A 14,350-nucleotide genomic window follows, 5' to 3' on the forward strand; every position below is an offset into this window, starting at 1 on the left:
CTTTTAATTAGTTTGGGGTATTTTAATGGTTGATTCTTCTTATATGTACGTTTCTGGTGCTTTTGTTCCTAGAGTTTCTTATTCTAGGTCGATTGATTTAAAAGATTCTTTATTGGATTTGGTTAAGGTTCAAAAAGAATCATATGATTCTTTTACTCCTAAGAATAAGGGTAATGAAAGACTTGAAGTTATCTTTCATACAATCTTTCCAATAAATGATCCTTTGCGTAGGGCTACTATTGAGTTTATAAGTTGTAGGGTAGATGATCCTAAGTATGATGAATCTGAGTGTATAAAGCGTGGTGTAACTTTTTCTGCTCAGGTTATTGCTTCTATACGTCTTGTTGTTATGCAGGATGGTATTTCTCTTGATGAATATAAATCGATTAAAGAGAGTGGAGATCATTCTAAACTTGCAACCGTTGTAAAATCTATAGAAGAGCAGAAAGTCCACTTTTGTGGGTTGCCTATGATGACTGATAAGGGCACTTTCATCATTAATGGTGTGGAAAAAGTTATCGTCTCACAAATGCATAGGTCTCCTGGTGTATTTTTTGATAGCGATAAGGGAAAAACTTACAATTCTGGTAAATTGATCTATTCTGCTAGAATTATTCCTTATAGGGGTTCTTGGCTTGATATTGAATTTGATGTTAAAGACCATTTGTATTTTCGTGTTGATAGAAAAAGAAAATTGCCAATTTCAGTTTTATTAAAGGCGTTGGGTCTATCAAATAATGATATACTCGATAGATTTTATGAGAAAATAAAGTATGTAAAACATAAAGATGGTTGGAAAGTGCCTTTTGTTCCTGATAAATTTAAAGGAGTGAGGCTGCCTTTCGACTTAATGGATATTGAAGGTAATGTGCTGCTTAAAGCTAACGTTCGTATTACCTCAAGACTAGCTAAAAAGCTATATGATAATGAATTGAAAGAGTATCTGGTTCCTTTTAATTCTATATGTGGTTTATTCCTCGCAGAAGATTTAATGGATAGTGCTAGCTCTACGAAAATTTTATCTGCTGGTGAATCTATAAAGCTGGAAGACATAAAGAAGCTTGAGTTATTATCTGTAGATGAAATATCAGTGTTGAACATAGATAATTTGTTTGTTGGACCTTATATATTAAATACGCTTTTCTTAGATGAAAACATGTCTTATCAGGATGCACTATATGAAATATATAGAGTTTTGCGTCCTGGTGAAGTTCCTGTTTTAGAGATAGTAGAAGAGTTTTTCCGTAATCTTTTCTTCAGTCCGGAATATTATGATTTGTCTAACATTGGTAGGTTGAAGCTTAACTCTTACCTTGGATTAAATTATGATGAGGATTTAACTGTTTTAACGCATGAAGATATTATTGAAATTGTGAAAAAAATAGTATTGTTACGTGACGGTCAAGGATCTGTAGATGATATTGATCATTTAGGAAACAGAAGAGTAAGATCAGTTGGAGAGTTTATAGAAAATCAATTTAGAACTGGGTTGTTGAAATTGGAACGCGCAATAGTTGATTCTATGTCCACTTCTAGTTTAGATAAAGTTTCTCCATCTGATTTTATTAATCCAAAAGTGTTAACTAATGTCTTAAGAGATTTCTTCAATTCTTCTCAATTATCTCAATTTATGGATCAGACTAATCCGTTATCTGAAATAACACATAAAAGAAGGTTATCCGCGTTAGGTCCTGGCGGTTTAACAAGAGAACGGGCAGGATTTGAGGTGCGTGATGTTCATCCAACTCATTATGGAAGAATTTGCCCTATTGAGACTCCTGAAGGGCAAAATATAGGGTTAATCAACAGCTTAGCTATATACGCGCGTATTAATAAATATGGTTTCATTGAAAGCCCTTATAGAAAAGTAGTCAATAGGGTTGTTACTGATCAAATTGAGTATCTTTCTGCTATAGACGAAGGCTCACATCATATAGCTGACACTAGCGTAAAGCTTGATGAAAATAATTGCTTTGTTGATGACATGCTATACTGTAGATATGCTGGTAGCTTCGTCATGGTAAGTAGCGACCAAGTTAGTTACATTGACGTATCTCCTAAGCAGGTAATATCAGTTGCAGCTTCCTTGATTCCATTTTTAGAAAATGATGATGCTAATAGAGCATTAATGGGCTCAAATATGCAACGTCAGGCCGTACCTTTATTGAAGCCTACCGCTCCTCTGGTTGCTACTGGTATGGAGTCTTTTGTAGCTTCTGGCTCTGGTGCTGTAGTTTTAGCAAAACGCGATGGCATAGTTGATAGTTCTGATAGTAACTCTATAGTTATACGTGCTTTTGATAAAGAAAGGGTTAACTACTTGGACGTAGATATTTATCATCTAAGGAAATTTCAGCGTTCTAACCATAATACTTGTATTAATCAAAGACCGCTAGTGTGCGTAGGTGATTATGTTAAAAAGGGTGATGTAATAGCTGATGGTCCTGCAATTAACAGTGGTGAGTTGGCGCTTGGTAAAAATTTGCTAGTCGCTTTTATGTCTTGGCAAGGTTATAATTTTGAAGACTCTATTATTATTTCTAGTGAAGTTGTTAAAAAAGATCTCTTTACTTCTATTCATATAGAAGAATTTGACTGTGTTGTACATGATACCCCTTTAGGATCAGAAAAAATAACTCGTGCTATACCTGGTGTTAATGAAGAAAATCTATATCACTTGGATGATAGTGGTATAGTGAAAATTGGTACAAGAGTTGGTCCAGGCTATATTCTGGTAGGTAAAGTTACACCTAAACCTTCTCTTTCATTGCCTCCTGAAACGAAGTTATTAATGACAATTTTTGGTGAAAAGTCATTCGATTGTGCGGATTCCTCTTTATATACATCTCCAGATGTTGAAGGGACAGTAATTGATGTACAAGTCTTTACACGCAGGGGGGTTGAAGAAAATGAAAGGGCATTACTCATCAAACAAAAAGAGATAAATGACTTTGAGGAAGAGCGAGATTATATAATCAATGTTACTAGTGAATATTTCTATGATGAACTGAAGAAACTTCTTATTAATTCTGGTTCTCAAGATCGAGAAAAATTTGACTCTATTGAACGTGAGCAATGGTGGGGTATAGGATTAAAAAACCAATCCATTTCTGAGCAAGTTAAGAGCTTAAAAAAAGATTTTGATGAAAAAGTATCACATGCAATAGCACAGTTTAAGCGAAAAGTAGAAAAATTACATGAAGGTTATGACCTGCCTCAAGGTGTGTCGATGTCAGTAAAAGTTTTCATTGCTGTGAAACATAGTCTGCAACCAGGGGATAAAATGGCTGGTAGACATGGAAATAAAGGTGTGATTTCTCGAGTTGTGCCAGTGGAAGATATGCCTTATTTGGAAGATGGTACTCCTGTTGATATTATTCTTAACCCTCTTGGTGTTCCTTCACGAATGAATGTAGGGCAAATACTGGAAACGCATGTAGGTTGGGCTTGTAGAAAATTAGGGGAAAAGGTAAGTAATATTCTCGATGAGATCAATAAGATCAAAAGTGCTTTTTGCAAGGGAATTAGGTCCCTTAACGATGATAATTTTACACAATTTGCAGTAGCATACCTTGATAATAAAAAAATTGAAAATATTGATGATGATGAAATAACGGCTTCTGTTTTAAATACACCTAATAAGAATGCACTAAATGACGAGTTGAATGAGTTAGTAGAGAACTATTTGAACTCTTGTAAAAGTTCATACAGCAATTTACGTAACTTCCTGATTGAGGTTTATAGCTATGGCAGTAACGTATCTATCTGTAATGATATTCGTAATATTAGTGATAATAATCTCATTGAATTTGCACGCAAATTACGTGATGGCGTTCCTGTTGCTGCACCTGTATTTGAGGGTCCAAAAGATGAACAAATAGCAAAATTATTTGAACTTGCTGGTTTAGATAACTCTGGACAAGCTGTATTATATGACGGTTGCAGTGGTGAAAAATTCGACCGCAAGGTTACAGTTGGTTACATGTACATGCTTAAGTTGCACCACTTGGTTGATGGTAAAATTCATGCGCGTTCAGTAGGGCCTTATAGTTTGGTTACTCAACAACCTCTTGGAGGAAAATCTCATTTTGGTGGTCAGCGTTTTGGTGAAATGGAATGTTGGGCATTACAAGCCTATGGTGCTGCTTATACTTTGCAGGAAATGTTAACTGTGAAGTCTGATGATATTAATGGTAGAGTTAAGATTTATGAATCGATAATAAAAGGTGACAGTAATTTTGAATGTGGAATTCCTGAATCCTTTAATGTGATGATAAAAGAACTACGTTCTTTATGTTTAAATGTAAATTTAAAGCAAAATGATGTAGTGATTGAAGATATATCTCACACTAACATTGCACAACCTTTTAATGAGGTTAGCATATCGATTGCTAGCCCTGAAAGTATTAAACGTATATCTTGTGGTGAGATAGAAGATGTTTCAACTGCAAATTATCGTACGTTCAAAGTTGAGAAAGGTGGATTATTTTGCCCTAAGGTTTTTGGCCCTGTCAATGACGATGAATGTTTATGTGGAAAATACAAAAAAAGAAGACACAGAGGTCGCATATGCGAAAAATGCGGAGTAGAAGTTACATCTTCTAAAGTAAGAAGAGAAAGGATGGGTCATATAGAGCTTGCATCTCCTGTTGCTCATATATGGTTTTTGAAATCGCTTCCTTCAAGAATTGGAGCATTATTGGATATGTCTCTCAGAGATATTGAGAATATTTTATATAGCGATAATTATATCGTAATAGATCCTCTTGTTTCGCCTTTTGAAAAAGGTGAGATTATTAGTGAAAAAGCTTATAATGAAGCTAAAGATAGCTATGGGATCGATAGTTTTGTAGCTATGCAAGGTGTTGAAGCTATAAGAGAGTTGCTAACGCGCCTTGATTTACATGAAATTAGGAAGGATTTAAGACTAGAATTAGAATCTGTTGCTTCTGAGATAAGAAGAAAGAAAATTATAAAGAGATTGCGTATTGTTGAAAACTTCATTAAATCTGGAAATAGGCCTGAGTGGATGATACTTACAACTATACCTATTTTACCACCTGATTTGCGTCCTTTGGTATCGCTTGAGAGTGGTCGTCCTGCAGTTTCTGATCTGAATCATCATTATAGGACTATTATTAATAGAAATAACAGGTTGAGGAAATTGTTGAGCTTAAATCCTCCTGAGATTATGATTCGTAATGAAAAAAGGATGTTACAAGAAGCAGTTGATTCTCTTTTTGATAATAGTCGTCGTAATACTTTGGTAAATAAAGCTGGTGCTGTTGGATATAAAAAGTCCATTAGTGATATGTTAAAAGGAAAACAGGGTCGTTTTCGCCAGAACCTCTTAGGAAAAAGGGTAGACTACTCTGGACGTTCTGTAATAGTTGTTGGTCCAACTTTGAAACTAAATCAGTGTGGATTACCAAAAAGAATGGCTCTTGAACTATTCAAACCTTTTGTTTACTCAAAGCTTAAGATGTATGGTATGGCTCCAACTATTAAGTTTGCTAGTAAGTTGATAAGAGCAGAAAAACCAGAAGTTTGGGATATGCTTGAAGAGGTAATAAAAGAGCATCCTGTTTTGTTGAATAGAGCGCCTACGCTACATAGACTTGGTATTCAGGCTTTTGAGCCAATCCTTATTGAAGGCAAAGCAATACAGCTTCATCCGCTTGTCTGTACGGCGTTTAATGCTGATTTTGATGGTGATCAAATGGCAGTGCATGTGCCAATTTCATTGGAAGCTCAGCTTGAAGCTAGGGTGTTGATGATGTCCACTAATAACGTTTTAAGTCCTTCTAATGGCAGACCGATTATAGTTCCTAGTAAAGATATAGTACTTGGTATATATTATCTGACTTTACAAGAACCTAAGGAAGATAATTTACCATCTTTTGGTGCTTTTTGTGAAGTTGAGCATTCCTTGAGTGATGGTACTTTACATATTCATTCTAGTATAAAGTATAGGATGGAGTATATTAATAGCAGCGGTGAAACTCACTATAAAACTGTTTGTACAACTCCTGGCCGTTTAATATTATGGCAAATTTTTCCTAAGCATGAGAATCTAGGCTTCGATCTAATAAATCAGATATTAACAGTCAAGGAAATAACTGGTATACTTGATTTGGTATATCGTAACTGTGGTCAAAGTGCTACAGTGGCATTTTCTGATAAATTAATGGTACTTGGCTTTGAGTATGCCACATTTTCTGGTGTCTCTTTTGGTCGTTGTGATATGGTTATACCTGAAACTAAAGCTACACATGTTGATCACGCGAGGGGTGAAATTAAGAAATTCTCTATGCAATATCAAGATGGGCTAATAACTAGAAGTGAGAGGTATAACAAGGTTATAGATGAATGGTCTAAGTGTACGGATATGATAGCTAATGATATGTTAAAAGCAATATCTATATATGATGGAAATAGTAAGTACAACTCAGTGTATATGATGGTTAACTCTGGTGCAAGGGGTTCTACTTCACAGATGAAACAGCTAGCAGGAATGCGAGGGCTCATGACCAAACCTTCTGGTGAGATTATAGAAACACCTATAATTTCTAATTTCCGTGAAGGATTGAACGTATTTGAATACTTTAATTCTACTCACGGTGCGCGTAAAGGTTTAGCTGACACTGCACTTAAAACTGCAAACTCTGGATACTTAACTCGTCGTTTAGTTGATGTATCTCAAAATTGCATAGTTACAAAGCATGACTGTAAAACAAAAAATGGTCTTGTTGTGAGAGCTACAGTTGAAGGAAGTACTATAGTTGCATCTCTAGAGAGTGTTGTGCTGGGTAGAACAGCTGCAAATGATATATATAACCCAGTGACAAAAGAATTATTAGTAAAAGCAGGGGAATTAATTGATGAGGATAAAGTAAAGCAAATCAGCATTGCAGGTCTTGATGTTGTAAAAATTAGATCGCCTTTAACTTGTGAAATAAGTCCTGGTGTATGTTCTTTATGTTATGGAAGAGACCTTGCAACTGGTAAAATTGTTTCAATAGGTGAAGCAGTTGGTGTTATAGCTGCTCAATCTGTTGGAGAGCCAGGTACTCAGTTAACGATGCGTACTTTTCATATAGGTGGAGTAATGACTAGAGGCGTTGAATCCTCGAATATTATAGCTTCTATTAATGCTAAAATAAAGTTAAACAATAGTAATATAATTATAGATAGAAACGGAAATAAAATTGTGATAAGCCGTTCCTGTGAAGTCGTGTTGATTGATAGCCTTGGTAGTGAGAAGTTGAAGCACAGTGTACCTTACGGCGCTAAGCTTTATGTAGATGAGAGTGGGTCAGTAAAAATTGGCGATAAAGTTGCGGAATGGGATCCTTATACATTGCCTATTATCACGGAGAAGACTGGTACAGTGTCTTATCAGGACTTAAAAGATGGAATTTCGATCACTGAAGTGATGGATGAATCTACAGGAATATCAAGCAAAGTAGTAAAAGACTGGAAATTGCATTCTGGTGGAGCTAATTTACGTCCTCGTATTGTGCTGCTTGACGATAATGGTAAAGTAATGACACTCGCAAGTGGCGTTGAAGCATGTTATTTTATACCAATCGGTGCAGTGCTCAATGTACAAGATGGCCAGAAGGTTCATGCAGGTGATGTTATTACAAGAACACCAAGAGAGTCAGTTAAAACTCGTGATATTACTGGTGGTTTACCGAGGGTTATAGAGTTATTTGAAGCACGTCGTCCTAAAGAGCATGCTATTGTTAGTGAGATAGATGGCTATGTAGCGTTTTCTGAAAAAGACCGTAGAGGAAAACGCAGTATATTAATTAAACCTGTAGATGAACAAATTTCTCCAGTTGAATATTTGGTATCAAGAAGTAAGCATGTAATAGTCAATGAAGGTGATTTTGTACGTAAAGGTGATCTATTGATGGATGGTGACCCTGATCTCCATGATATTTTACGTGTGCTTGGGTTAGAAGCTTTAGCGCACTATATGATTTCTGAAATACAGCAAGTTTATAGATTGCAGGGTGTTCGTATAGACAATAAGCATTTAGAGGTGATCTTAAAACAAATGCTACAAAAAGTGGAAATTACTGATCCTGGTGATACTATGTACTTGGTTGGCGAAAGCATTGACAAGCTGGAAGTTGATAGGGAAAATGATGCTATGAGTAACTCTGGCAAACGGTCTACTCATTATCTTCCTATTCTGCAGGGGATTACTAGGGCAAGTCTTGAAACTAGCTCCTTTATTTCTGCTGCCTCTTTCCAAGAGACAACAAAAGTACTTACAGAAGCAGCATTCTGCGGGAAGAGTGATCCTTTAAGTGGATTAAAAGAAAATGTTATAGTAGGAAGATTAATTCCTGCTGGTACAGGTTTGATTATGAATAAGATCAGAGCACTTTCACTTTGTGATAATGTGGATAAATATGAAAAATATTTTGATATTGAAACTTATGACGAGGAATGGTTGATGGATAATGGTTGTCATTTACACTCTGGTGAGGAAGAGAGCGTAGTGGCATACGATCAGTCGAATTGAGTACAGCTAGTGTGTCTCTTGACCAAAAAAGCCAATAATATTTTCTTTCACTTCTGTGCTATCTGTCATGTTATTTACTCTCACACGAAATTCAGATGAGCCTTGAAGCCCGCTACTGTACCAACCTATGTGTTTGCGGGCCATCTTTATTCCTGTGTCATTTCCATAGTACTCAAGAATATTGTCGTAATGCTCGAGTATGATGCTTAATCTCTCTGAAGCTGTTGGCTCAGAAGTTTCACTTCCACTGAGAAAGTTCATTGCTTGATTAATCAGCCAAGGTTTACCGTAGGCACCACGACCTATCATCACTCCGTCTGCTCCAGATTCTTTGAGAGCATTCTGAATATCATTTAAATTTTTAATATCGCCATTTACTATAACTGGAATTTTCACTTGCTCTTTAACATTTCTAACGAATTTCCAATCTGCTTGACCATTATAAAGCTGCGCTCTTGTTCTTCCATGCACAGTGATCATTTTTGCTCCTAAGTCTTCGGCAATTTTCGCAAGTCTCGGGGCATTGCGATTTTCATCGTTCCATCCAGTGCGCATTTTCACCGTAACTGGCATATTCACTGCTTTGACCACAGCTTCAATTATCTCAGCGGCTTTTTTCTCATCACGCATTAGCGCTGATCCTGCATAACCGTTTACAACTTTTTTAACAGGGCAACCAAAGTTTATGTCTATAATTTTTGCTCCCATGTCCTCGTTTAATTTTGCAGCCTCCGCCATAACATCTGGCTCACACCCAGCAAGCTGCACAGCAGTTAATGCATCGACTTTTGCTTTTTGCAAACTCTGGCGAGTTTGCATAATCATAGCTCTGCTTGCGATCATCTCTGAAACTAACAAACTTGCACCAAGTTTCTTCACAATACTTCTAAACGGATAATCAGTCACTCCAGACATTGGAGCTAAAATAACTGGAGAATCAATTGTCAAATTTCCTACTTGTAGGGACATATATTCTATGTGTTCAAACCTAGCGCATTTACACATACTGTTACAACACTTTGTATAGCCGAACTTACTTTTTCCATAAGAGAAGGCTCTACCTCTACTATCTCAGCTCTCTCATAATGACCAGGTGCCAAGTATACCGTTTCTTGTTCTTTATTTCCCCATAGCTCGTTGTTCTGCTGATAACCTTCATTTATCATTCCCGCATTTGGCAGAAACAATGTATTTACATCATTACCATTATTTTTATAGTAGACGTCAATTTCAATATTAGCCAGCGAAGCTAAGATAGAAATTTCTTCTATGAAAACATGGTAACTTTGGCTGCTGATTGCCTCTAGATAAGATCTATAAATGGATTTGCCATTGAGAAAAGAATTTGCTGCAGTATCACTATTATAATTTCTATCATATTTTCTTTCACTAATATTGAGATTACTAGCACTAATGCTTCTTAAATCACCTATAACTTCATTTTCTTTTAATGTTGTAAGACAACATAACTTTTTTATTAATTTATTAGTCTTTTTTTTGATCTTCTCTACCCGTCTGTTTGTATGCTGAACCAAATCTTTTATTGAGTCCGACATACCAATCAAATGATTTGGATTTTCTAAGAATGCACCAAAAACTTTCTGCATCTGTCCCTTCAATAACTCAGGCATCCTTGGATCATTCAAAGAGTTAAATTGACTTAAAAATTTGTGCCATTCCATTCTCATATCTTGTGCTTTTTCAGTTTTATATTGACCAGAGCTATTATCACCAAATACCGCATCGAAAAAGCAGTTGCCATCACCTGTAGTATTATATTGAACAATTTTTGTTTGCTTACTTTCTACTGAATCTAAACTTACTCCGCTATCTTTACGACTTATATTTCCTGGACTACCTAATACAGGGCTTGGCGTGCCAGCCCTGCTTTGTTCATCCTTTTTCAACGCTTTTGCAAATTCTTTTCTCTTCTCTATTAATTGCTCTGAACTAAGTTCATATTTTAGCTGATCATCAATTTCATCAAACGATTTGCCTGCTTTCAGCATATCTGTAATTTTCTTAGCATTCTCTAAGGCAAATATTCCACAATTATACTTATCATCTTGTTGTTTAGCTTTTGAGTTTCTAATACTACTATTGTCTATTCCTAGAGTTTTCTGTAGCGCACTTGATACCTCTTCTGGTAATGGTTCACCAAATGAATCGCAATAATATGCTCTAAACTTTTTACTCTTTTCATCATGAGAAATAACCAATGTTACCCAATGATTGTTATTTAAGTTAAGAATTGAAGATAATACTAAATTGTTATCCCCTTTTACTTTATCTTTATATTCTTGCAATCGGTTCCCCAGAAAAGATGTAAGATTATCGAGGCAAGAAAAGAACACTCCTTTGGAAAATTCCCTGTGACCTTTTTTACGATATGGCATCCATCCATAGTAACTTTTTGCAATCTCTGCAATATCAAAATTACTTAACCAAAATTTATAATCTTCTTTTTTATTTGTCTTATATACAAAAGAATCCTTATTTTCTTTGCAGTCAAAAATACCACTATCCCTATCAGGAGTTTTCGGTCTTGCTTGCTTTTCTGGAGTCTTGCCTTGCAAATCTTGTAGTTCTGTATCTTTTTCTTCACTCTTTTCCCCCTTTGAAGCTCTTTTTCCATTAATATAGTTCTTCGCTAAGTAAAATAAAGGTTCAACAACCATTTTGTATGCTACTGTAAGAACTACTCCCATTATAATCCAAATCACAGGATGAGAAATTAGCATAGCAAGTGGAAAGGTCAATAGAGGGGATCCTATTACCGCCCCTAAACAGCCAGCAGCGAATGTGGCTGCTAGGCATACACAAGTAGCGTAGATAATGAATTCCTCACCAGCAAAGTCAGTGCTCTCTTTCTGATTATTTTTTGTAATACCCAACATACTACACCCTATGAACGCTAAGTTAATTAAATTTTAACAAATTCTAACAAAAAAATCAACCATAATAATTTTAGTAGTATGAGAATATATTGAATATTAAGAGCTTTTGGAGTACAGTAACAATGTTAGTAATAGCACAATATATGCACGATATAGAATATATACGTAAGAACTTTGAAGAATTTGAGAAGGTAATGAAAAGCAGGGGGATAAGAGAGTTTACTGCAAAAGAGATATTAGAAATTGATCACGAGAAAAGGTCATTAACCACTAAATTGCAAGATTTAAATAGGCAGCGCAATGAAATCACAGAGGAAATAAAAAAGCTTAAAATGAGCAAGAGCCCCTGTGAAGAGCAAATAGAGTTGTCAAAAAGCATCACAAATGAGATAGAGGCAATCAGCTTAAAAGAACAAGCAGAAAAGGATAAGTTAGTGAATGTTTTATCTAACTTGCCGAATATTCCTGCGCAAGATGTGCCAATAGGCGCAGATGAGAACTCTAATTTAGAGGTGAGAAGATATGGAGGAAAAAGACAGTTTGATTTTGTACCAGAATCTCATTATGAACTCGGAGAAAAATTAGGTTTAATGGACTTCGAACAAGCGGCGAGAATTTCCGGATCAAGATTTACGATATTAAAAGGACAGTTAGCTAAGCTTGGACGAGCGCTAATAAATTTTATGCTTGAAATGCATGTTAATGAATTTGGCTATACTGAGGTGTACCACCCGGCTTTGGTGAAAAACGAGGCTATGTATAATGTTGGTCAGCTACCGAAATTTTCTGACGATTCGTATTTAACTACCGACGAATTGAGGTTGATTCCCACAAGTGAAGTGTTTTTAACAAATTTAGTTGCTGACAAAATAATGGAAGAAAAAGAACTGCCTATTCGCTTTACTGCATATTCGGAGTGCTTTCGTAAAGAAGCAGGTAGTGCAGGTCGCGATACCAGGGGCATGATAAGGCAACACCAATTTGGTAAAGTGGAGTTGGTAAGCATCACAACTGAAGACCAATCAAATGATGAGCTTGAGGGTATGACGAGTGTTGCTGAAGAGATATTAAAAAAATTAGAATTGCCATACAGAGTAATGCTGCTTTGCAGTGGCGATATGGGTTTTGCTGCACAAAGGACTTATGACATAGAGGTATGGTTACCTGGGCAAAATAAATATAGAGAAATATCAAGCTGCTCAAATTGTGGTGCATTTCAAGCAAGAAGGATGAACGCTAAATACTCTTCAGAAACTGATAAAAAGATGAAAAAATATATTCACACTTTAAACGGCTCAGCTTTAGCTATAGGAAGAACGATTATTGCCATAATGGAAAATTATCAAAATTCTGACGGGTCGATTGCAATACCAAACGTGTTGCAAAAATACATGAGTAATGATACTGTTATAAGCAAATAATAATTTTGACATATAGAAAAGCGAGGAAATAAAGATGAAGGTTCTGGTTATAGGTTCTGGTGGGCGTGAGCACGCTCTACTTTGGGCTCTAAAAAAATCTCCTATCTTGACTGAGTTATATGTAACTCCTGGTCGCCAAGCTATGAAAGATCTTGGGGCTCTTGTGGATGTAAATATTCAAAATTCAGTGGATGTTACACAATTTTGCAAGAGAGAAAATATAGAGTTGGTTGTTATTGGTCCAGAACAACCAATAATTGATGGGCTTGCTGATGATTTAGTTGCAGAGGGAATAAATGTTTTTGCTCCAAGTCAAGCAACTGCAAAACTTGAGGGATCGAAGTCTTTCACCAAGGGACTATGTAAACGATATGGTATACCAACTGCCAAGTACGAGTGTTTTGTTGATGAAGGGTTAGCTAAAGATTTTGTACGTAGCAATAAAATAAAGTTTCCACTTGTAGTGAAAGCAAATGGAATTGCAGCAGGAAAAGGGGTGGTTATATGTAATACAGAAAGCGAAGCTTTTTCAGCAATAAATTCAATGCTAGTGGAGAAAAAATTTGGTGAATCAGGTGAAGAAATAATCATAGAAGAGTTTTTAGTTGGAGAAGAAGTAAGTTTTTTTGCTCTTATTGATGGGTTGAAAGTAGTAACTCTTGGGTGTGCAAAAGATTATAAGAGAGTTGATGAAAGTAATGAAAGCCAAAATACTGGAGGTATGGGGTCGTACTCATCACCTTCAATTATAAGTAAGGACATGGAGCAAAAAATTATCCAAAAAATAATATACCCTACAGCTCAAGCATTGGTTAACATGGGTACGTCTTATAAAGGAGTACTCTTTGCTGGTTTAATGATTTGCAAAGATAGCCCAAAACTTCTCGAGTATAACGTTAGATTCGGTGATCCAGAAACGCAATCTATATTACCTAGATTTGATTCAAATTGCGATTTGTTAAAATTGATGTTGTCAGTTGCAGAAGGAAAGTTAAATGTCAAAATGGTGGAACTTAACAACAAATCTACAGTTTGTGTAGTTGTTGCAAGTAAAGGCTATCCGGGTGATTATCAAAAGGGAGAAGTAATTAAAGGATTAGATAAGATTGAAAGCATTCCTGGTGTGTTGGTGTTTCATGCTGGTACTAAATTCGATGAAAGTGGTAACTTAGTTTCCGATGGCGGAAGAGTGCTAAATATAGTAGCAGAAGGGAGCACTATAGAGGAAGCCAAAAGTAAGGTGTACTCAGCATTAAATTTTTTAGAATGGCCAGGGGGCTTCTTCAGATACGATATCGGTAGTTAATGTTAGCTGTCGGTTAGCAGGTGGTTCACAGAAACGAAAAACTTCCTTGACAAACTCCGCCAGCCCACTTATCATGATAGTGAAGCTATTGTATTTGCTTTCGCCAATCTGCAGATTAAAAGGTAAGGATTACTTAATGTATCGGCGTCTTATGTTCAATTTTTTGCAGTATATAGATACTGTATGT

General features: G+C 36.0%; 5 protein-coding genes. 3 read left to right on the forward strand and 2 right to left on the reverse strand.

Annotation, left to right across the window (positions count from 1 at the left end):
- Window positions 1–25: 25 nt before the first annotated feature.
- The gene (locus AAGD50_RS01600; RefSeq protein ID WP_341810070.1) at window positions 26–8,539 is read left to right on the forward strand and encodes a DNA-directed RNA polymerase subunit beta/beta'; all 8,514 of its coding nucleotides are present in this window, start codon (window positions 26–28) and stop codon (window positions 8,537–8,539) included.
- A gap of 6 nt (window positions 8,540–8,545) precedes the next feature.
- Here AAGD50_RS01600 and dusB read toward each other — a convergent pair whose 3' ends face one another.
- Together dusB and AAGD50_RS01610 are read right to left on the reverse strand one after the other, a co-directional pair.
- The gene (dusB, locus tag AAGD50_RS01605) at window positions 8,546–9,508 is read right to left on the reverse strand and encodes a tRNA dihydrouridine synthase DusB (RefSeq protein ID WP_012673040.1); all 963 of its coding nucleotides are present in this window, start codon (window positions 9,506–9,508) and stop codon (window positions 8,546–8,548) included.
- 5 nt (window positions 9,509–9,513) lie between these two features.
- Entirely contained in the window at window positions 9,514–11,436 is a 1,923-nt protein-coding gene (locus AAGD50_RS01610) for a Ulp1 family isopeptidase (protein WP_341810071.1), read from the reverse strand.
- A gap of 143 nt (window positions 11,437–11,579) precedes the next feature.
- On the opposite strand from AAGD50_RS01610, the gene serS reads away from it, so the two are divergent.
- The gene (gene serS / locus AAGD50_RS01615) at window positions 11,580–12,857 is read left to right on the forward strand and encodes a serine--tRNA ligase (RefSeq protein ID WP_264724267.1); all 1,278 of its coding nucleotides are present in this window, start codon (window positions 11,580–11,582) and stop codon (window positions 12,855–12,857) included.
- A gap of 34 nt (window positions 12,858–12,891) precedes the next feature.
- Complete coding sequence (gene purD, locus AAGD50_RS01620) at window positions 12,892–14,163, forward strand: phosphoribosylamine--glycine ligase (RefSeq protein ID WP_138264878.1); 1,272 nt, start codon at window positions 12,892–12,894, stop codon at window positions 14,161–14,163.
- Window positions 14,164–14,350: the final 187 nt, after the last annotated feature.

It is taken from the genome of Wolbachia endosymbiont (group A) of Apotomis capreana (assembly GCF_964027025.1).
GTDB lineage: Bacteria > Pseudomonadota > Alphaproteobacteria > Rickettsiales > Anaplasmataceae > Wolbachia > Wolbachia pipientis.

Coding starts and splice junctions, on each gene's coding strand:
- AAGD50_RS01600 (WP_341810070.1), top strand. CDS start 26: ATGGTTGATTCTTCTTATATGTACGTTTCTGGTGCTTTTGTTCCTAGA.
- AAGD50_RS01610 (WP_341810071.1), bottom strand. CDS start 11,436: ATGTTGGGTATTACAAAAAATAATCAGAAAGAGAGCACTGACTTTGCT.
- purD (WP_138264878.1), top strand. CDS start 12,892: ATGAAGGTTCTGGTTATAGGTTCTGGTGGGCGTGAGCACGCTCTACTT.
- dusB (WP_012673040.1), bottom strand. CDS start 9,508: ATGTCCCTACAAGTAGGAAATTTGACAATTGATTCTCCAGTTATTTTA.
- serS (WP_264724267.1), top strand. CDS start 11,580: ATGCACGATATAGAATATATACGTAAGAACTTTGAAGAATTTGAGAAG.